Genomic DNA, 18,318 nt, shown 5'->3' with positions numbered 1-18,318 from the left:
GACTCTTCCTCTCACTGGATTGCTCCTGCTAACTCTATCACGTATCGCAAGTTGGCGCAATCTCTTCTGGATGCCCGGTCCTGTGCGCAAAACGGTTGCACAGCCAGGGGGAAAAAGGACCCTCGTCTCTTCTATTTTTGTCCGCCTGTCAGGGGATATACTCTCCGCAGGAAAAGAACAGTTCGACAAATGGACGGAGGGGGAGACGATGTCACTTTGGAATGCGAGCTTGGCCGTGATGAGCGGCTTGCTCCTGTCGGCGTATGCGCATCCCGTCTGGCTGCTCGGAGCGGCCGGGGCGTGGGCGGCAGCGGCTGCGTTTGTTCCGCGCGCCTATCGAGGCCGCCTCGCTGTTTACTCCTTCCTCTCTATTCTAGCAGGTCTCTATTTTTATGGGTACGAGATTCTCCAGCAGTCGGAAATGAAACCGTTGGCGGCACAGGAGCGAACCGTATGGGTGCGCGGAGAAATCGCTTCTGGCGTCAAACGGGACGGCGATGTCGCCCGCTTCTTTGCGGATGTGGGCCAGTGGCGCGAAGAGGGCGAAAGCTGGCAGCAGCTTGGCCTAAACGAAACGATCGTTCTGCGCGTCAAATTGAGTGCAGCGGAGGAAGCGGCAGCAGTCGAGAAGTGGCGCACAGGCAGCGAGCTTGTGGCACTTGCCCGGCTCGGACTGCCGCAAGGAGCGCGCAACCCGCACGCCTTTGACTATGCGCGCTACCTGCACTGGCAAGGGGTACACGTCGTGGCGGAGACAGCCTTCCGGGACGCGAGGGTAGAGGCGGCAGCGAGCATTCAAGGGAGTTTTCAGGAGTGGCAAAAGGCGGGGGCCGAGCGGATCGAAAGCTTGTTTGCCGATCGGGAAACAGCCGGTTATATGAAGTCATTGCTGCTGGGGCTTGGCCAAGACGTGACGCCTGAGCTGGAATCGATGTACGCCAATTTGGGACTCAGCCACGTTCTCGCGATTTCCGGCTTGCATGTGACGCTGGTCACCTCGATGTTCATGTGGTGTCTGGACAGGCTGGGAGTAAGCCGCAGGTGGGGGCTTTTTGCGACTGTTTCTTTGCTCGTCGGATATGTCCTGCTGGTCGGGGCGAGCGCATCGGCTGTCCGCTCCGGCTTGATGGGCGGTGTCGGGCTTGTTTGCCAGGTGGCAGGAAAAAGGCTGGATGGAAAAGAAGTTTGGGCAGGTGCCTTGCTGGTCATGCTTGCGGTAAATCCGTACCAGTTGTGGCATGTCGGGTTTCAACTGTCTTTTGCGGTCACGCTGGGGCTTATTCTGTTTGTCCCGTACAGCCTGCACGTGTTTGAGCGGGTACCTGTCTGGATCAGGACGCTCGTTGCGGTCACGTTTTCCGCCCAACTCGTCTCTTTTCCGTTTCTCATCTATCACTTTCATCAGTTTTCGCCGCTGTCCTGGCTGGTCAACCTCCTGGCTACACCTGTGCTTTCCTTGCTCGTCCTGCCGCTCGGCTACATCGCGATCGTGCTTGCTCTCGTCCATCCGGCGCTTGCGGCCGTTCCTGTCTGGCTTACGACCCGCCTGCTCGGCTGGATTCACGAGCCGCTGTACGCACTGGATCAACAGGTGATTCCATTTACCTACTGGCCGCATCCAAAGTGGTGGTGGCTACTTCTGTACGCCTGTTTTCTCGGGATGCTGCCCATATTATGGAATCGCGGCTACCACCGCAAACAAGACGTTGCGCTTTGTTTGGCCTTATTTCTCGGGCTTTTGGTCGCGGCACGCCAGCCGCTTGCAGGCAGCGATGAAGTGCGGATTACCTTCCTCGATGTCGGGCAAGGGGATTCCATCGTTGTCGAAATTGGCACCGAGAAGGTATACTTAATGGATGCAGGTGGGACAATGCGCCATCCGGCAGCGGAACCGTGGATGGAGAAGCGCGACCCTTTTGAAGTAGGCAAGGACGTCGTTCTCCCGTTTCTCATGGCGCGTGGGATCGAAAAAATTGATCGTGCCATCATGACGCATGGCGACCTGGACCACATTGGAGGAATGGAAGCGCTGGTTTCCCGCTTTTCTTTCGGGGAGGTACTGGTGAACGGACAAGTGCCTGAAGCAAAGGAAGCACAGATTCGCGAGCTTTTTCGCGAAAGAGGCGTCCCGATCACGACTGGCACTCCCGGTCAGGTATGGTCAGATGGACCGGAAATCGAATGGAAATGGCTTCATCCTGGAGAAACGACACTCCGCGGCAACGACGCCTCCGTCGTTCTTCAGCTTACCGCATACAACAAAACGGTTTTGTTTACAGGCGACATCGAACGAAGCGGAGAAGCAGTGCTCGTCCAAAACGGCCTGTCACCCGTAGATGTATTGAAGGTCGCCCACCACGGCAGCAATACTTCAAGTACCGAGGAGCTGCTGGCGGCGACGGCTCCCAAAGCAGCGGTCATTTCGGCAGGGGTGAACAATCGGTATGGACATCCTGCCGTCCAGGTGCTGCAGCGTTTGGGGAAATACGGCACCACGATTTACCGGACAGATCGGCACGGTGCGATTACGTTGATTATCTCGCCTGCCGGACTGTCTTGGAATACCCAACAATTGGATACATAATATGGTTGCAACCTTTTTCATGAGCGACCCGTCTGTAGGGGGGAGAGGAGATTATGCAGGAAGCAGAACTGATCAGGCTGGCGCAATCCGGGGATCATGATGCGCTTGTCGAGCTGCTTCGATCCGTTGAGACCTCCGTTTACCGAAGCGCTTATTATATTCTGGGAAATGAACAGGACGCGCTCGATGCTGCTCAGGAAGTGCTTATTCGCATTTATCGCAAGTTGGACACCTATCAGGAAAAGGCAAAGTTTTCCACCTGGGTGCAACGCATTGTCAGCAATGTCTGTATGGATAAATTTCGCGCGAAGAAGGAAACGGTCTCAATCGACGAGCATGAGCTGATAATACCTGATCGAAACAACGTAGAAGATGAGATCCTTCTCACCGGGCTGTCAAATGACATCCAGGAAGCCATCGGGAAGCTGCCCAAGCAGTACCGGATGGTTGTAGTACTCCGCTACCTGGAGGATTTATCCTATCAGGAAATAGCGGAAGCGTTGGATTTGCCGCTTAACACGGTCAAGTCGTATTTGTTTCGGGCTAGGCAACAGTTGCAAGAACTGTTGTACGACTACCAGAAAGGGGGAATCGGTTGATGACTAACGAAGAGATTTGGGAATGCATGCAGAGGGATCTGGATGGGGACTTGTCCGAACAAGAGCAGCAAGTGCTGTACACCCTTATTCAAAAAGATGCTGACCTGCAACTTATGTACAACCGTTTGAAAACTGTGTCGCAAAAACTAGAGCAGTTGCCCCCTGTCGTACCCTCATTCAGCATTGTAGATTCGATTTTGCCACAGTTGGAATCAGCGGCAGCAAAGCCGGTAGCTGTGAAATCTGCAACGATTGAGGAATCCTTGCCTACTCTTGAAGTTAAGCGCAAGTCGTCTTCGCTGTCGGAATCGAAAAAATGGAAGCGAATGAAAGTATGGCTCGCCGGACTTGGCAGCACGGCTGTTGCAGCCTGTCTGCTGATCGGCATGCTGTTCACAGGCGGCGACGGGAAGCATCCGGAGCCAGATCCGTTAAGCCAAGGTACAGACAGTGCTCCAGCCCCCGTCGTGGAGGACAAAACGGTGGTGTACGGACCAGAAGCTCCTACTCCAAGCACTAATCCATCTCCATCGAATAAAAAGGAAGTGGGGAAGAAGTCCGAGGAAACTCCGCCTAAGAAAAAAACGTCCAAGCCGCCTGCGCAAACCGATCAAAAGCCACCGGTCAAGCCGCCTGCCCAAAACACGACTCCGCCAGCTTCGAAGCCCGCAGTTGCTCCAAAGCCTGTAGTGACAGAGGATAAGCCGCCGTCATTTCCGATCGGACTGGAAGAGAAAACGGACGAAGATGACAACAAACATGCGCCTGATAAAGCAGACAGGGATGAAGACGAGGAGAAAGACAGCAAACAAGACAAAAAGAAGGAGCAGGAAAACCAGCAAGAGAATGATGAATAATCATCCAGCTTTTTTCCTGTTTCAGGGCAAACGTGTTTTTCAAATGTGGACTGGCACCACTAAGGGGGTTCTTGCGTAAAGTACATTATCAAGCACCCCCTGCTTACCGTTTGGGGAGGAGGAATCCCGGGGCTTTTCCCTAAACGTTTACATAGAGGTGCCAACGGATGGAAAAACCGCTACCTGTTCAATCGGTAGCGGTTTTTTGGTCGCTGACCAGGCAAAAAGATGGGCAAGTCAAGTTTTCTAATGCTATAATGACGCAGATAAGTTGCAAGGAAAGGGAGAGAAAACGCATGCCACTCCTGTCGGCCATTCGGGAAATCCGGCAAAAGCACTTTTCGCCGCTGTACGTGCTTTTCGGCCCGGAATCGTTTTTAGCCGAAGAATTTTTGTCGCTGGCCAAAAACGAAATGATTGACCCGCAGTTTCGCGATCTCAACATGAGTGTCTACGATTGTACGGAGACGGGACTCGCGGACATATTGCAAGACGCGGAAACTTTGCCGTTTTTGGGAGAGCATCGCCTCGTGATTGCCAAACACGCGTATTTTTTGACGGGGAGCAAGCCGCAGACGAAAGTGGAGAGCGATCCGGATGCGCTGCTTGCCTATTTGCAAAATCCGCCTCCGTACACGACGCTGATTTTACATACAGAAGCCGAAAAGCTGGACGAGCGCAAAAAGCTCGTCAAGACGCTGCAGCAAAAAGCGAAGGTCATTCCGTTTCCGCTGTTAAAGGACGCGGATTTGTACGGCTGGGTAGAGCGGCAGGCAGACAAGTACCAGGCGCGGATCGGGCGCCCGCAGGCGATGAAGCTGGTGGAGCGCGTCGGCCACGAGCTGCGGCTGTTGGACAAGGAAGTGGAGAAGCTCGCTTTGTACGTAGGAGCGGGGGCCAGCATTACGGATGAGGTGATCGAAACGCTCGGCGCACGGACGCTGGAGCAGGATGTTTTCGGGCTGATCGAGCAGGTCGCGTCAGGGAAGTTGGACAGGGCGTTGCGGATGATGTACGACTGCATGAAGACAGGCGAGGAGCCAATCAAGCTGATTGCGCTGTTGGCGAGACAGTTTCGCATGCTGCTGCACGTCAAGCAGCTCTCGCCGCGCGGTTATTCGCAGCAGCAGATGGCAGGCATGATAAAAATGCATCCGTACGCCGTGAAAAAAGCGATGGAGCAGGCGCGCCATTTTTCCGAGGATTCGTTGAAAAGGCTGCTGGGGATTCTGGCAGAAGAAGATTTTCGCATGAAGTCCGGCCAGGTGGACAAGCGTCTTGCGCTGGAGCTGTTTGTGGCGCGGGCCCATGCCGAGCGGCAAGCAACGACGAACTAGCGCCAAACATAAAAAAACCCCATGAACGTGACGTTCGCGGGGTTTTTTCGGTTGGTCTCTTACGCTACAGGAGCGCTCAGAACGTTGAGCTTTTTCATCAAACGAGACTTTTGACGGTTTGCTGCGTTTTTATGAATGAGACCTTTCGAAGCGGCCTTGTCCAGCTTTTTCACAGCCACCAGAAGAGTGGATTTCGCCAATGCTACATCAGAAGCGGCGACAGCTTTCTCAAAGCTCTTGATCGAAGTGCGCAGATCAGACTTTTGAGAAGCACGGTGTGCGCGACGCTTTTCGATTGTTTTGGTGCGTTTAATCGCGGATTTAATGTTTGGCATGTGTGTCACCTCCTTAGACGACCATAGACATACAGTCATACAACAAAGTAATTCTAGCATGGGCAAAGACCATTTGCAAGAAAGGATTCGGAATAAAAATAAAGGATTCAAGCAACCTAGTAGCAGGAAGAAAACGGTCACGACCGTTTTTCTCATCGAGAAGGGAGTCGATGGAACATGGCGCACAACATTGATTTGTCAGGCTACTCGATTCGGACCGATTTGGCCGTAGAGGCGCATGAGCTGGCCCAACAGCAAAACGAAAGCAATATCGAAGGCATTTGGCTGCAAGCTGACGACCGGGAGCCGAACATCAAGGTGACGAGACTGCACGTACAGACGGAAGAGGCAGGCAAGCAAATCGGCAAGCTGCCGGGACGCTACCTGACGATAGAAGTACCCAAGCTGCGCGAAAACGATACTTCTATAGAAGAACAAGTCGCAAAGCGGTTCGCTGTGGAATTTGCCGCTTTTCTGGAGCAAATGGGAATCACGAAAGACCAAAAGGCGCTGATCGTGGGGCTTGGCAACTGGAACGTGACCCCGGACGCGCTCGGGCCGATGGTGGTGGAAAACTTGCTGATTACGCGCCACCTGTACAAGCTGGCCCCGGAAACGGTCGGGGAAGGCTATCGCGAGGTCAGTGCCATCTCGCCGGGCGTGTTGGGCATTACCGGGATTGAGACGAGCGAAATTGTTTTCGGCGTCGTGGAAAAAAGCAAGCCAGACTTCGTCATCTGCATCGACGCTCTCGCCTCCCGCGCTCTGCACCGCGTCAATACGACGATCCAAATATCGGACACAGGCATTCATCCCGGATCCGGGGTAGGGAACAAGCGCAAGGCGATCGACCAGGCGACGCTCGGGATTCCGGTGATCGCAGTCGGCGTGCCGACCGTCGTTTTTGCCTCCACGATCGTCAATGACGCGATTACGTATTTGCTGGGGCATTTTGGGCAGTCCATGGTGGAGAGCAAGCGGGCGTTCAACAAGTTGGCGCTGAGCACGGTGCCGGAGCGTAGCGAGCCGTACACCGAGGATGATTTGCCTGACATGGAATCGCGCAAAACGTTTATGGGGCTGGTAGGCTCGCTGCCGGAAGAGGAAAAGCGGCAACTGATCCACGAGGTGCTCCGGCCGCTTGGACAAGATTTGGTCGTCACGCCAAAAGAGGTGGACGACTTCATCGAAGGCGTAGCCAACGTGATCGCAACCGGGCTGAACCGCTCGCTGCATCAGGCCGTGGACGGGGACAACAGCGCCGCCTACACGCACTAGCCAAGGAGCTTGCGCGCAAAGCGCTAGATTGTGAGAGAACAGCTAGAAAAGGGTTCTATCGTCTCTATGAGGCTCATAGGCTAAAGCATAGACAAGCGTGAGAGAGAGCGTCGCGCTTCGTCCACGCAACAGCCAGAGGAGTGAGACAGATGGCGACCCTAATCCAACGCCAATTCGCAGTTCTTTCATTCATAACCGCGTTTTTGTTCGTCATGACGGGTGTGTTGTCGCTGGGAGGAAATCGCGTCGCGATCACCTCCTCCGCCATCCAGCAGGCGGCGTCGCATATATCGAGTCTGGCGATTTTGAACTGGATGGGGCAGGAGATTCCGGCTCTCTCCGCTACGGTGCAGGCTTCGTCCGATGCCAGGTCCAATAGCGTGACGGGCTTTCTTTTTCAACTGGCGACCAATATTCAGCCAGGCGATTTGCGCAGCCTGCTCGGCAGAGAGCTGCCGGGGATGGTGACGACGGAGGATGCGCGGTTTGTCGTCCAGGGAAAAGGAGCTACGCTCGCTGACTTTTACGTCGAGTATCCCGCCCATCCGAAGCAGGTGGCAGATACGTCCCAGCTCGTGCCCGTCGTGGAGCCGCAAGAGCAGGCGGCGGCAAAGCCCGCAGAGGAAAAGCCCGCTCCTGTGGCAAAGCCAGCCACGACGAACGGCAAAAAAGTCGTCTTCGTCTACAATTCGCACAACCGCGAATCGTGGTTTAGTGAAACAAAGCCGGTCGGCACTTCTGTCGATCATCCGACCCGAAACATCTCCCTCGTCAGCCAACATCTGAGCGAGGCGCTGAACGAGCGGGGAATCGGTGCGGATGTAAGCAAGGATGACATTTACCAGCAGCTTCTGAACAAAAAGATGGATTACGCGCTGTCGTACGCCCAATCGTTGCAAGTAGTGAAAGCCGCTGTCGAAAAAAATCGGGAGCTGCACTACTTCTTCGACCTGCACCGCGATACGGCTCCGCGTGATCGCACGACCGTGACGATCAAAGGAAAAACGTACGCACGCGTCATGTTCGTCATTGGCAAGCGGAACAAAAGCCACGAGAAAAACGAGGCGTTCGCGACCGAACTGCACGAGCTGATGGAAAAGATGTATCCCGAGCTGTCCCGCGGCGTGATGGAAAAAGGGGCAAAAACCGATCATGGCGAGTATAATCAGTCCATCTCTCCGGGAAGCCTGTTAATGGAAATAGGTGGCACGGAGAACACCTTGCAGGAGAGCTTGAATACGGCGGAGGCATTGGCCGATGTCTTTGCCGCTTATTACCTGCAGGCCGAAAAAGTAGGCAAAACAGTAGCGGAAGAGCCTGCGAAGAGGTGATGGGCATGAACGTGACGGTGAAGCTGACAGGTCTGTTAATCATTTTGCTGGTCGGCGTGGTGATTGGTCTGCAAACGGCGGAGCGGGGAATCTCCAAGGTGAGCGGAGTGCCCGAAGAAAAAGCGCAGACCTTTTACATCAAAAAAGTCGATCAAGGTCAGATGGAAATCGCAGTGATGGGCAAGCAGGTGCAGACGGCAGGGCCGGAGAAAATGGTCAACTACGTGAGCCGTGTGGGCTTGACATTGGGCGACAGCATCAAAAATGGAGCGCAAATGTTTGTCGATTGGGTAGGAAGTTTTTTCGAGCCGTAGATTTTGTTTACGCGCAAAAAGAAGGGGTGTACAAATCCTCAGTGACAAAAGACCCGTCAGAGCGGGTCTTTTTTGCGTGTCAGGCGGGCGGGGAACGATTTGCCGCAAACTGTGCAACGCAGATGGCGCCTGCGCTCCGTGCCGCAAGCGAAAATTTTTGAATGAAATTGGGGGAGGAAGGAGGAATATTCGATATAGTCAGCAAAAATATAATAGTTAGAATTTATTGTGTTGCCAAAAAATTGTATTAATGGCATAATGTCTACTGATAGATCTTTTTCTACTGAATATATCGGTAAGAGAGGTGAGCCACGTGTCAGATCCTGTCCTTCAAATCGAAAACCTGCAGACGCACTTTTTCACGGACCGCGGCCAAATCCCTGCCGTTGATGGCGTGACGATCACGGTTAACAAAGGAGAAGTAGTCGGCATCGTAGGCGAGTCAGGCTGCGGGAAAAGCGTTACTTCCTTGTCAGTCATGAAGCTGGTGCCCAATCCACCTGGAAAAATCGTCGGGGGAAAAATCAAGTTCAAAGGGGAAGACCTCGTAACAGCCGATGAAAAGCGGATGAGGGACATACGCGGAAATGAAATCGCGATGATTTTCCAAGAGCCGATGACGTCCCTGAACCCTGTTTTTACGATCGGGAATCAGATCGGCGAAGCGGTTCGCTTACATACGAAAGCCAGTAAAAAAGAGTCGCGGGCTCGCGCGATCGACATGCTGAAAAAAGTAGGGATTCCGCGAGCGGAAGCGATTGTCGATGAATACCCGCACCAGCTTTCCGGCGGGATGCGGCAGCGCGTCATGATCGCCATGGCGATGGCCTGCAATCCGGAGCTGTTGATTGCGGACGAGCCTACGACGGCGCTCGATGTGACCATTCAGGCGCAAATTCTCGATCTGATGCGCCAACTCAACCAGGAGGCGCAGACGGCCATTTTGCTCATCACGCACGATTTGGGCGTGGTCGCGGAGATGTGCCACCGCGTCGTGGTCATGTACGCGGGCAACGTCATCGAAGAGGGAGACGTTCGCACGATCCTGAAAAAGCCCAAGCATCCGTACACAAAAGGATTGCTCAACTCCTTGCCCAAGCTGGAAGAGTCGCAGGAGAGGCTCTACTCCATCCCGGGGAATGTGCCGATTCCCGGCTCGCTTACGGTCGGATGCCGCTTTGCGCCCCGGTGCGATCAGGCGACTGATCTTTGCCGCAGCGAAATGCCGCAGCTAAAAGCAGTAGGGGAAAATCACCTGTCCCGCTGCTGGCTGAGCGAATAACCCGAGAGGAGCATGCCCGTTGACAGAAGAACTACTCGTCGTAAAAAACTTGAAAAAGTACTATCCCATCACTGGTGGCATCCTGGGCGGGGAAGTAGGCGTCGTAAAAGCAGTAGACGATGTTTCGTTTACGGTTAAGCGCGGGGAAACGCTGGGACTGGTCGGAGAGAGCGGCTGTGGCAAGTCGACGACCGGGCGCTCGCTCTTGCGGCTGATCGAGCCGACTGCGGGTGAAGTCACGTTTGACGGTGTGAATGTAACCGCGCTTTCAACGGATGCGATGCGCAAAATGCGCCGCGATATGCAAATTGTTTTCCAAGACCCGTTCGCTTCCCTGAATCCTCGTCACAATATTGAGAAGATTCTGGAAGAACCGCTGATCGTTCACGGGATCGGAACGAGTGCCGAGCGCAAACGAAAAGTGCAGCAAATGCTCGAGGTCGTGGGGCTGAGCAGCTATCACGCCAGGCGTTACCCGCACCAGTTCAGCGGTGGGCAGCGCCAGCGGATCGGGATCGCCCGGGCGCTCATGCTCAATCCGAAGCTGATCGTGGCCGACGAGCCTGTATCTGCGCTCGACGTGTCGATTCAGTCGCAAGTGCTCAACCTCATGCAAGATTTGCAGCGGGATATGGGCCTCACCTACTTGTTTATCGCCCACGACCTGAGTGTCGTGCGGCATATCAGCGACCGGGTGGGCGTGATGTACCTCGGCCGGATCGTGGAGCTGACCACGAGCAACCAGCTTTACACGAATCCGCTTCATCCGTACACAAAAGCTTTGCTGTCTGCCGTGCCGACTCCGGACCCCGACGCTGTGCGGGAGCGGGTGATTTTGCAAGGCGACGTGCCAAGTCCTGCGAATCCTCCCAGCGGCTGTACGTTCCATACGCGCTGTCCGCACGTGACAGAGGAATGCCGCTCTGTTCGTCCCGCTTTTCAGGATGTGGGCGACGGACACTTCGTGGCTTGCCATCTGTACAAGCAGTAAGCCGCACGTAGGATGTCCGCCTGCTGAAAAGGTTGCCTTGTTAAAGGGGGGATGCGAGGCAGGAGCGACATGAATGACCACCTATCCAAGTAACATGTTTTCACTTTAGTAGAGGGGGATGTTTTCATGAAGAAGAGAGTTCTCTCCGCAGCCATGACCAGCCTGTTGGCGCTGGCTATGTTGCTTGCCGGATGCAGCGGTTCTCAGACGACACAGGCGCCGGCAGAACAGCCAAAAACAGAAACTCCGGCGACTTCGGCACCAGAGCCGGCAAAAACGGGACCCAAGCAACTGATCGTCGGCCGCGGCGGCGACACAGTGGGCCTCGACCCGATCGCGCAAACCGACGGCGAATCGTTCAAGGTGACGGAAAACATATTCGATACGCTGGTAGGCTACGCGGAAGAAAGCACAGAAGTAGTGCCTTCCCTTGCTGAAAAGTGGGAAATCTCTCCGGATGGTTTGACGTACACGTTCCATCTGCGCAGCGGCGTGAAGTTCCACGACGGCACGGATTTCAATGCCGAGGCGGTAAAATGGAACTTCGAGCGCTGGAGCGACAAGAACCATCCGCAGCATAACAAGGAAGGCTTCGAATACTACAACGACATGTTCGGCGGCTACAAAGGCGACGAAACACACGTCATCAAGAGTGTAGAAGCGGTAGACGCGCAAACGGTGAAATTCACCCTGAACCGCCCGCTCGCCCCGTTCATTCAAAACCTGGGCATGTCCTGCTTCGCGATTGCATCGCCAAAAGCGGTACAGGAGATGGGCCCTGAGAAGTTCAACGAAAAACCGGTCGGAACAGGACCGTTCAAGTTCGTAGAGTGGAAGCGCAACGACACCATTACGCTGGAGAAAAACCCGGACTATTGGAACGCTGGTTTCCCTAAGCTCGACAAGCTCGTGTTCAAGGTCATTCCTGAAAATACAGCTCGTCTGACAGCGCTCACTTCCGGCGAGATCGACATGATGGACGGTCTGAACCCGGATGACGCGGAAACGGTGAAAGGCAACAGCGATCTGCAACTGATCCTGCGCCCGTCCATGAACATCGGCTTTGTCGGCTTTAACGTAGAGAAAAAGCCGCTGGACAACCCGAAAGTTCGTGAAGCGATCGCGTATGCGGTCAACAAGCCGGCGATCATCGACGCCTTCTTCGCAGGACTGGGACAACCGGCTGTGAACCCGATGCCGCCTTCCATCTGGGGGCACAACAGCAACATCCAAGACCGCGAATTCAACATTGACAAGGCAAAGCAGCTTTTGACAGAAGCAGGCTTCCCGAACGGCTTCAAAATCAAGTTCTGGGCGATGCCGGTTGCTCGTCCGTACATGCCGGATGGCGTGAAAATTGCCGAGGCGATTCAGCAAGACCTGAAAAAGATCGGCGTAGAAGCGGAAATCGTCACCATGGAATGGGCGACGTACCTGGAAAAAACAAAAGCAGGCGAGCAGGAAATGTTCATGCTGGGCTGGACTGGCGACAACGGCGACCCGGACAACTTCCTGGCGACCTTGCTGGATAAAAACAACATCGGCGGAAACAACCGCACGCGCTGGGCAAATGAAGAAGCGCACAAGTTGCTGATGGCTGCCCAGTCTGCGACGACCAAGGAAGAACGCGAGAAGCTGTACCTGCAAGTTCAGGAAATCATCTTCAAGGACGTGCCGATGGTGCCACTGGCGCACTCGACGCCTGCGCTTGCTGCCAAGGCCAACATCATCAACTACAAGCCGCATCCAAAAGGCTCCGAGAGCTTGGAGAAGGTTGACCTCAAGTAAAACTGGATTGATCCGATGAGCAAGCAGGGTAAGAGGAGCGACCCTCTTCTTACCCTTTCTTTCTTGCACGCAGTCATTATTTTTTGGTAAGGAAAGCGAGGAGATGGCATTGCTATCCTACAGCATCCGAAGAATTCTTATGCTCATCCCCGTTCTACTGGGCATGTCCATCGTCGTATTTTCCATCATTCGTGCCATCCCAGGTGATCCGGCTCTGACCATATTGGGAGAGAAAGCAAGTCCGAAAGCGATTGAAGATTTACGGGAAGTTTTAGGCTTGAACAATCCGTGGTACATTCAATATTTTGACTACTTGAAGCAGATTATTACCGGCGACTTGGGCGTTTCCCTGCATTCCGGGGCAAGCATCACGCAAGAAATCGGCCCGTATTTGGCCGCCACCACCGAGCTGACGATTGTCAGCATGCTTTTCGCTGTCATTATCGGAGTGAACGCAGGGATTTTGTCTGCGTGGAAGCAAAACTCCTGGTTTGACTACTGTGCGATGCTGATCGCCTTGATCGGTGTTTCGATGCCAATTTTTTGGCTAGGGTTGATGGAGCAGTGGTTCTTTGCGCAAGAACTGAAATGGCTGCCATCCGTTGGTCGCGACAATTCGCGTAATCCTGTAGAGGCCATTACGCAGTTCTATATACTGGACACGATTTTGGCTGGACAGTGGGATCAGTTGTGGGAGGTCATCAAGCATTTGATCCTGCCTGGCGTGGCTTTGGGGACGATTCCGATGGCGATTATCGCCCGGATTACCCGTTCGAGCATGCTGGAAGTCATGCGTGCCGATTACGTGCGGACCGCTCGGGCAAAAGGCTTGGCGCAGTTCTGGGTCGTGTACAAGCACGCGCTGAAAAACGCGATGATTCCCGTGCTGACGGTGATCGGTCTGCAAACGGGCTTGCTTTTGGGCGGAGCGGTGCTGACCGAAACGATTTTTGGCTGGCCAGGAGTCGGCCGCTACATTTTCACAGCGATCGGCAACCGCGACTATCCGGTGATCCAGTCCGGCATTTTGGTGATCGCTACGATTTTCGTCTTGATTAATCTCCTGGTCGACCTTCTGTATGCCTATATCGATCCGCGCATTAAATACCGCTAGGGGAGGGACGAAGAGACATGGCAGAGACACAAGTACAGACGGTATCCCTGAGAGTAAAAGAGGAAGAAGTTGTCTCTCCTTGGCGGGAAGCTTGGAGAGCCTTGCGGAAAAACAAGCTCGCGATGGTGGGGCTGGCGATCATTCTGTTTTTCGTGGCAGTTGCCGTCTTTGCGCCAGTGATTGCTCCGTACCCGTATGACGAGGGGGAGCTGGTGATGAAAAACAAGCCGCCGTCCGAAGAGCATTGGTTTGGAACAGATTACAACGGGCGGGATGTGTTTAGCCGCGTCGTTTACGGTGCGCGCATTTCCTTGTGGGTCGGGACCTTCTCGGTCATCGGCTCCGTCGTGGCAGGCACGATTTTGGGCCTCTTGGCGGGCTTTTACGGCAGATGGATTGATACCGTCATCTCTCGCGTTTTTGACATCATGCTGGCGTTTCCAAGCATTCTTCTGGCGATTGCGATTGTCGCCATTCTGGGGCCATCCTTGCAAAATGCGCTACTGGCCATTGCCATCATCAACATTCCGACCTTTGGACGTCTGGTGCGCTCGCGCGTGTTGAGCCTGAAGGAAGAGGAGTTCGTCATGGCGGCCCGCGCAATCGGGATGAAAGACTCGCGCATTCTCATGCAGCACATTTTGCCGAACAGCCTGGCGCCGATCATCGTGACGGGGACGATGGGGATTGCGACAGCGATTATCGAAGCGGCAGCGCTCGGCTTCCTCGGGCTTGGTGCCCAACCGCCGGAGCCGGAGTGGGGGAAAATGCTTTCCGATTCTCGCCAGTACATCCAGAAGGCGCCGTGGACAGTCATTTTCCCGGGCTTGTCGATCATGCTGACGGTTCTCGGCTTCAACCTGATCGGGGACGGATTGCGGGATGCGCTTGACCCGCGGATGAAAAACTGATACGCAGCAAAAGGGGCGTAAAGGGACGCAGGCAGTCCTTTTCGCCTCTTTTTTTGTTCAGTTCAGCCATTGGCGGCATAGTTGGTTGAACGTTGCTGCGGCGCGCGTGACGACCTGGTGCTTGACCGACGGCACCATCACCAGTTCCGCTTGCGGAAGCTTTTTTTCCAGTAGCCTGGCATACGGCAACATGTTCGCATCGTCTGCGCCATAGACGAGCAGCATCGGCAGCTTGAGCTGGCTCAACTGATCCGTGCAATTGTAGCGGTGCCCGGCGGCGTACAGGTGGCGGAGGCTCGCTGCATCTGTTTGGCTGCCATGCTCAATCCAGCGGGAGCGAGCAAGCGGGTCGTCGAGATGAGAGGCGGCGATCGACCTGGCAATCAGCGGAGCTGCGTGCAGGCAGGACAGCGATTGGGCGAGCAGAAAACGGCTGTGCAACGAAAAGTCGGTTACTTCGGAAAAGGCGCTGACGAGGATGGCGCCGCGCACGTTTTCGGGAAAGCGGAGGCAGTATTCGAGGACGAGCGAAGCCCCCTGCGAGTACCCCAAAAGCAACGGACGCTCAAGTCCGAGCGACTGGCAAAGCCCGTGAATCACGCTGGCAAGCTCGCGCATGGTCGTAGGTCCAGCCAGCGGGGAGCTGTCGCCATGCCCCGGGAGGTCTGGCACGACGAGTTGGCAAACATCCGCAAGCGGCTCTTGATAGTCGAAGTTGACAGAGCCGATGCACGGGGCGTGAATGCACACGAGTGGCGTGCCGCGCCCTGACAGGTGGCAGGCGATGCGGTGGCTGTCCAGTTGTACGATGGTTGGTTCCATGTTGGTTATTCACCCCTAGCATATGGTGTCCGTTTCAAGAGAGAATTTTCCGTTCCGCTCTTCTTTTTTGGACAGGGAAATGGTATTCTCGAGGAAGAATCTTGTCGAAAGCGAAGGTGACGCAGGTGTATTTGGAGCGCATTTCGAAACTGCACGAATTTTTGACCAAACAAGAGCTCGACGCGGTAGTCATCACCTCTCCCAAGCACGTTTACTATTTGACCGGCTTTTTTACCGATCCGCATGAACGCTTTATGGGTCTGGTTATTCCAGCCCAGGGCGAGCCATCCCTGATCGTTCCCGCCCTTGACCGCGAAGCGGCAGCAGCGGCTTCGACTGTTCAGACGATTCATACGCATACGGATATTGAGAATCCTTACGAGCTTCTCAAGCAAGTGTTGCCAGCGAACCTGAAGAAGCTGGGCATCGAAAAAAGCCACATGACCGTAGAGCGTTACGAGGCGCTGGGACAAGTCATCTGTGCAGAGAGCTACGCGGATGTGGAAGAGCCGCTGCGCGAAATGCGCCTGATTAAATCGGCAGACGAAGTGGCTCGTTTGCAAAAGGCTGTCCAACTGATTGAAGATACACTCGGCGAGACGTTGAAAACATTCAAAATCGGCCAGACCGAAATGGAAATCGTCGCGGAGCTGGAATACCAGATGAAGCGTCTGGGAGCGGACGGCCCGTCTTTTTCCACGATGGTTTTGGCGGGGGAAAAATCGGCATTGCCGCACGGAACGCCTGGTTCGCGCAAAGTGCAGGAAGGCGATTTGCTCCTGTTTGACATCGGGGTAGCAGCGGACGGCTACGTTTCCGATATTACCCGTACGTTTGCTGTCGGCCAGATCAGCGAGCAACTGCGCGATATTTACGAAACGGTGCTGGCAGCGAACGAGGCGGCGATTGCCGAAGTTCGTCCAGGGGTGACGTTTGCCCATCTCGACCAGACCGCTCGCGACGTCATTGCCGCAAAAGGCTACGGCGATTACTTCATTCACCGTCTGGGGCACGGCCTCGGCATGGATGTGCACGAATATCCGTCCGTGCATGGGCAAAATCAGGAAACGCTGCGCCCAGGCATGGTGTTCACCATTGAACCAGGGGTGTACTTGCCGGGAGCAGGCGGCGTGCGCATCGAGGACGATGTGCTCGTAACCGAAACAGGCGTAGAAGTGTTGAGCAAGTTCCCGAAAAAACTGACGGTGATCGGATAAGGCTTCAAACTCACAATTTTATATGAATCTGATGGTGCTGCCCGGAATCGTTTGGTTCCGCCAGCTTAATAGGGAAGTCCGGTGAAAATCCGGCGCGGTCCCGCCACTGTAACGAGGAGTGTCCAGCAAAAAAGCCACTGTTTTTCGCGCGACGAAAAATGGGAAGGGCGCTGGGGATGATGATTCGTAAGCCAGGAGACCTGCCATGAGATGATTTACAATCGACCCACGAGGATGGGACAGATGTGGAAGCAGACTAGGAACAGGCGTCATTGGCAACGCCGAATCTATAGGCATGTCTACGTATGTCAAGCACCTCCCGATTGGAAACTGGGGGGTGCTTTTTTCTATGAACATCGCCGTGGCGGTCGAGGCTGTGAAAGGGGTGATGCATTTCCTGTGTTGCCAAACAAGCAGGCTCTCTGTATAGTAAAGGTGTAATTCGTAATCATTACGATTTACATAACGCTTCATTTTCATCATGCCAACAACAAAAGAAGAGGGGTTACCAGATGAGTACAATCCGTAAGAGAAAAAAAGCCTTCCACGGTTTCTGGATGGCAGCGCTGGCAGCGATTATGCTGCTTTTGTCCGCATGCAGCTCGGCAGCACCTGCTACGACCGAATCCACGGTGGCGAATGCTGGCTCGGAGCAAACGGCCCAGCCTGCTGCTGACAACAAGCCCGTCACGATTGTGACCAACGGGATCGAGATGACGTACCCGGAAGCGCCAAAACGCGCTGTGACAATGAACCAGCACGTAACCGAAGTCATGCTCGCGCTGGGGCTGGCTGACAAAATGGTCGGAACCGCGTACCTGGACGATCACATTTTGCCTGAGCTGAAAGCCGACTACGACAAGGTACCAGTCCTGTCTGACAAGTATCCGACCAAAGAAGTGCTTTTGGCCGCAAACCCTGACTTCGTCTACGCAGGCTGGAAAAGCGCATTTGGCGACAAAGGCGTAGGCTCGATGGAGGACTTGGAAAAGGCGGGAATCAAATCGTACCTGCAAGAGTCCTCGAACAAGCCGGGTCCGACGATTGACGACGTGTTCGCCGATATTCGAAACATCGGCCGCATTTTCCGCGTAGAAGACAAGGCGAACGAACTGATTGGCAAAATGAAAGCGGAAATCGAGCAAACCGTGAGCAAAATCGGCACGGTGGACAAGCCGCTGAACGTGTTCGTGTACGACAGCGGAGAAGACCAGCCGCTGACCGCTGCCAACAACTACATGACTTCTCTGATTAAAGCGGCAGGCGGCAAAAACGTGTTCGACGACATTCAAAAAGGCTGGGCGACCGTAAGCTGGGAAGAAGTCGTGAACCGCAAGCCAGACGTCATCGTCGTGGTCGACTACGGCGACAAGACGATCGAGCAAAAACAAAACTTCCTGTTGTCCAAAAAGGAACTGGCTGACGTGCCAGCGATCCAGAACAAACGTCTGATCGTGCTGCCATTGTCCGCAGCGTCCGAAGGGGTACGCGCACCGATCGCGCTGAAAATTCTCGCGGAAGGTCTGCACCCGGATACATTCAAATAAGAAACGGCTGC

At 54.6% G+C, this 18,318-nt stretch carries 16 protein-coding genes and 1 riboswitch; of the genes, 14 read left to right on the top strand and 2 right to left on the bottom strand.

Annotation, left to right across the window (positions count from 1 at the left end; all coding sequences use genetic code 11):
* The first annotated feature begins 208 nt into the window (after window positions 1-208).
* The 4 genes from BA6348_RS19060 to holA all read left to right on the top strand — a co-directional run bounded on the left by BA6348_RS19060 (window position 209) and on the right by holA (window position 5,377).
* Window positions 209-2,584: a DNA internalization-related competence protein ComEC/Rec2 gene (locus tag BA6348_RS19060; protein ID WP_007777479.1), complete on the top strand. Its 2,376-nt coding sequence runs from the start codon at window positions 209-211 to the stop codon at window positions 2,582-2,584.
* 53 nt (window positions 2,585-2,637) lie between these two features.
* Window positions 2,638-3,183, top strand: a complete 546-nt coding sequence (locus tag BA6348_RS19055; protein WP_005833157.1) for an RNA polymerase sigma factor — start codon at window positions 2,638-2,640, stop codon at window positions 3,181-3,183.
* Window positions 3,183-4,040, top strand: a complete 858-nt coding sequence (locus BA6348_RS19050) for a hypothetical protein (protein ID WP_005833155.1) — start codon at window positions 3,183-3,185, stop codon at window positions 4,038-4,040. The genes BA6348_RS19055 and BA6348_RS19050 overlap by 1 nt, the downstream gene beginning before the upstream one ends.
* Window positions 4,041-4,336: 296 nt before the next feature.
* Window positions 4,337-5,377 (top strand): DNA polymerase III subunit delta, encoded by a 1,041-nt coding sequence (gene holA / locus BA6348_RS19045; RefSeq protein WP_122952714.1) that lies wholly within the window; start codon window positions 4,337-4,339, stop codon window positions 5,375-5,377.
* 59 nt (window positions 5,378-5,436) lie between these two features.
* Here holA and rpsT read toward each other — a convergent pair whose 3' ends face one another.
* The gene (gene rpsT, locus BA6348_RS19040) at window positions 5,437-5,712 is read right to left on the bottom strand and encodes a 30S ribosomal protein S20 (RefSeq protein WP_005833151.1); all 276 of its coding nucleotides are present in this window, start codon (window positions 5,710-5,712) and stop codon (window positions 5,437-5,439) included.
* A 177-nt stretch (window positions 5,713-5,889) separates the two neighbouring features.
* Here rpsT and gpr point away from each other — a divergent pair, with 177 nt between their 5' ends.
* The 8 genes from gpr to BA6348_RS19000 all read left to right on the top strand — a co-directional run bounded on the left by gpr (window position 5,890) and on the right by BA6348_RS19000 (window position 14,721).
* The gene (gene gpr, locus BA6348_RS19035; RefSeq protein WP_007777491.1) at window positions 5,890-6,990 is read left to right on the top strand and encodes a GPR endopeptidase; all 1,101 of its coding nucleotides are present in this window, start codon (window positions 5,890-5,892) and stop codon (window positions 6,988-6,990) included.
* A gap of 149 nt (window positions 6,991-7,139) precedes the next feature.
* The gene (spoIIP, locus tag BA6348_RS19030) at window positions 7,140-8,321 is read left to right on the top strand and encodes a stage II sporulation protein P (protein WP_007777495.1); all 1,182 of its coding nucleotides are present in this window, start codon (window positions 7,140-7,142) and stop codon (window positions 8,319-8,321) included.
* 5 nt (window positions 8,322-8,326) lie between these two features.
* Entirely contained in the window at window positions 8,327-8,635 is a 309-nt protein-coding gene (locus BA6348_RS19025; RefSeq protein ID WP_007777498.1) for a DUF3679 domain-containing protein, read from the top strand.
* A gap of 313 nt (window positions 8,636-8,948) precedes the next feature.
* Window positions 8,949-9,917, top strand: coding sequence for an ABC transporter ATP-binding protein (locus tag BA6348_RS19020; protein WP_005833139.1), 969 nt, complete (start codon window positions 8,949-8,951; stop codon window positions 9,915-9,917).
* 19 nt (window positions 9,918-9,936) lie between these two features.
* Window positions 9,937-10,908 (top strand): ABC transporter ATP-binding protein, encoded by a 972-nt coding sequence (locus BA6348_RS19015; protein ID WP_005833137.1) that lies wholly within the window; start codon window positions 9,937-9,939, stop codon window positions 10,906-10,908.
* Window positions 10,909-11,034: 126 nt separating this feature from the next.
* Window positions 11,035-12,696: an ABC transporter substrate-binding protein gene (locus BA6348_RS19010; RefSeq protein WP_005833136.1), complete on the top strand. Its 1,662-nt coding sequence runs from the start codon at window positions 11,035-11,037 to the stop codon at window positions 12,694-12,696.
* A gap of 103 nt (window positions 12,697-12,799) precedes the next feature.
* Window positions 12,800-13,810 (top strand): ABC transporter permease, encoded by a 1,011-nt coding sequence (locus tag BA6348_RS19005; RefSeq protein ID WP_007777512.1) that lies wholly within the window; start codon window positions 12,800-12,802, stop codon window positions 13,808-13,810.
* Between the two features lie 17 nt (window positions 13,811-13,827).
* Window positions 13,828-14,721 (top strand): ABC transporter permease, encoded by an 894-nt coding sequence (locus tag BA6348_RS19000; RefSeq protein WP_005833132.1) that lies wholly within the window; start codon window positions 13,828-13,830, stop codon window positions 14,719-14,721.
* Window positions 14,722-14,778: 57 nt separating this feature from the next.
* Here the strand turns inward: BA6348_RS19000 and BA6348_RS18995 are convergent, their stop codons facing one another.
* The gene (locus BA6348_RS18995; protein ID WP_005833129.1) at window positions 14,779-15,543 is read right to left on the bottom strand and encodes an alpha/beta fold hydrolase; all 765 of its coding nucleotides are present in this window, start codon (window positions 15,541-15,543) and stop codon (window positions 14,779-14,781) included.
* 125 nt (window positions 15,544-15,668) lie between these two features.
* Between BA6348_RS18995 and BA6348_RS18990 the strand changes: the two genes are divergently transcribed.
* Both BA6348_RS18990 and BA6348_RS18985 read left to right on the top strand, forming a co-directional pair.
* Window positions 15,669-16,760 (top strand): M24 family metallopeptidase, encoded by a 1,092-nt coding sequence (locus BA6348_RS18990; protein WP_338018880.1) that lies wholly within the window; start codon window positions 15,669-15,671, stop codon window positions 16,758-16,760.
* Window positions 16,761-16,775: 15 nt separating this feature from the next.
* Window positions 16,776-16,982, top strand: a riboswitch (cobalamin riboswitch).
* Between the two features lie 290 nt (window positions 16,983-17,272).
* Window positions 17,273-18,307: an ABC transporter substrate-binding protein gene (locus BA6348_RS18985; RefSeq protein WP_122952715.1), complete on the top strand. Its 1,035-nt coding sequence runs from the start codon at window positions 17,273-17,275 to the stop codon at window positions 18,305-18,307.
* The last annotated feature ends 11 nt before the right edge of the window (window positions 18,308-18,318 follow it).

Origin of the sequence: Brevibacillus agri (genome assembly GCF_004117055.1) — a bacterium.
Classification (GTDB): domain Bacteria; phylum Bacillota; class Bacilli; order Brevibacillales; family Brevibacillaceae; genus Brevibacillus; species Brevibacillus agri.
The sequence above is the reverse complement of the archived record's forward strand: the minus strand, read 5'-3'. Positions and strand labels throughout refer to the sequence as shown.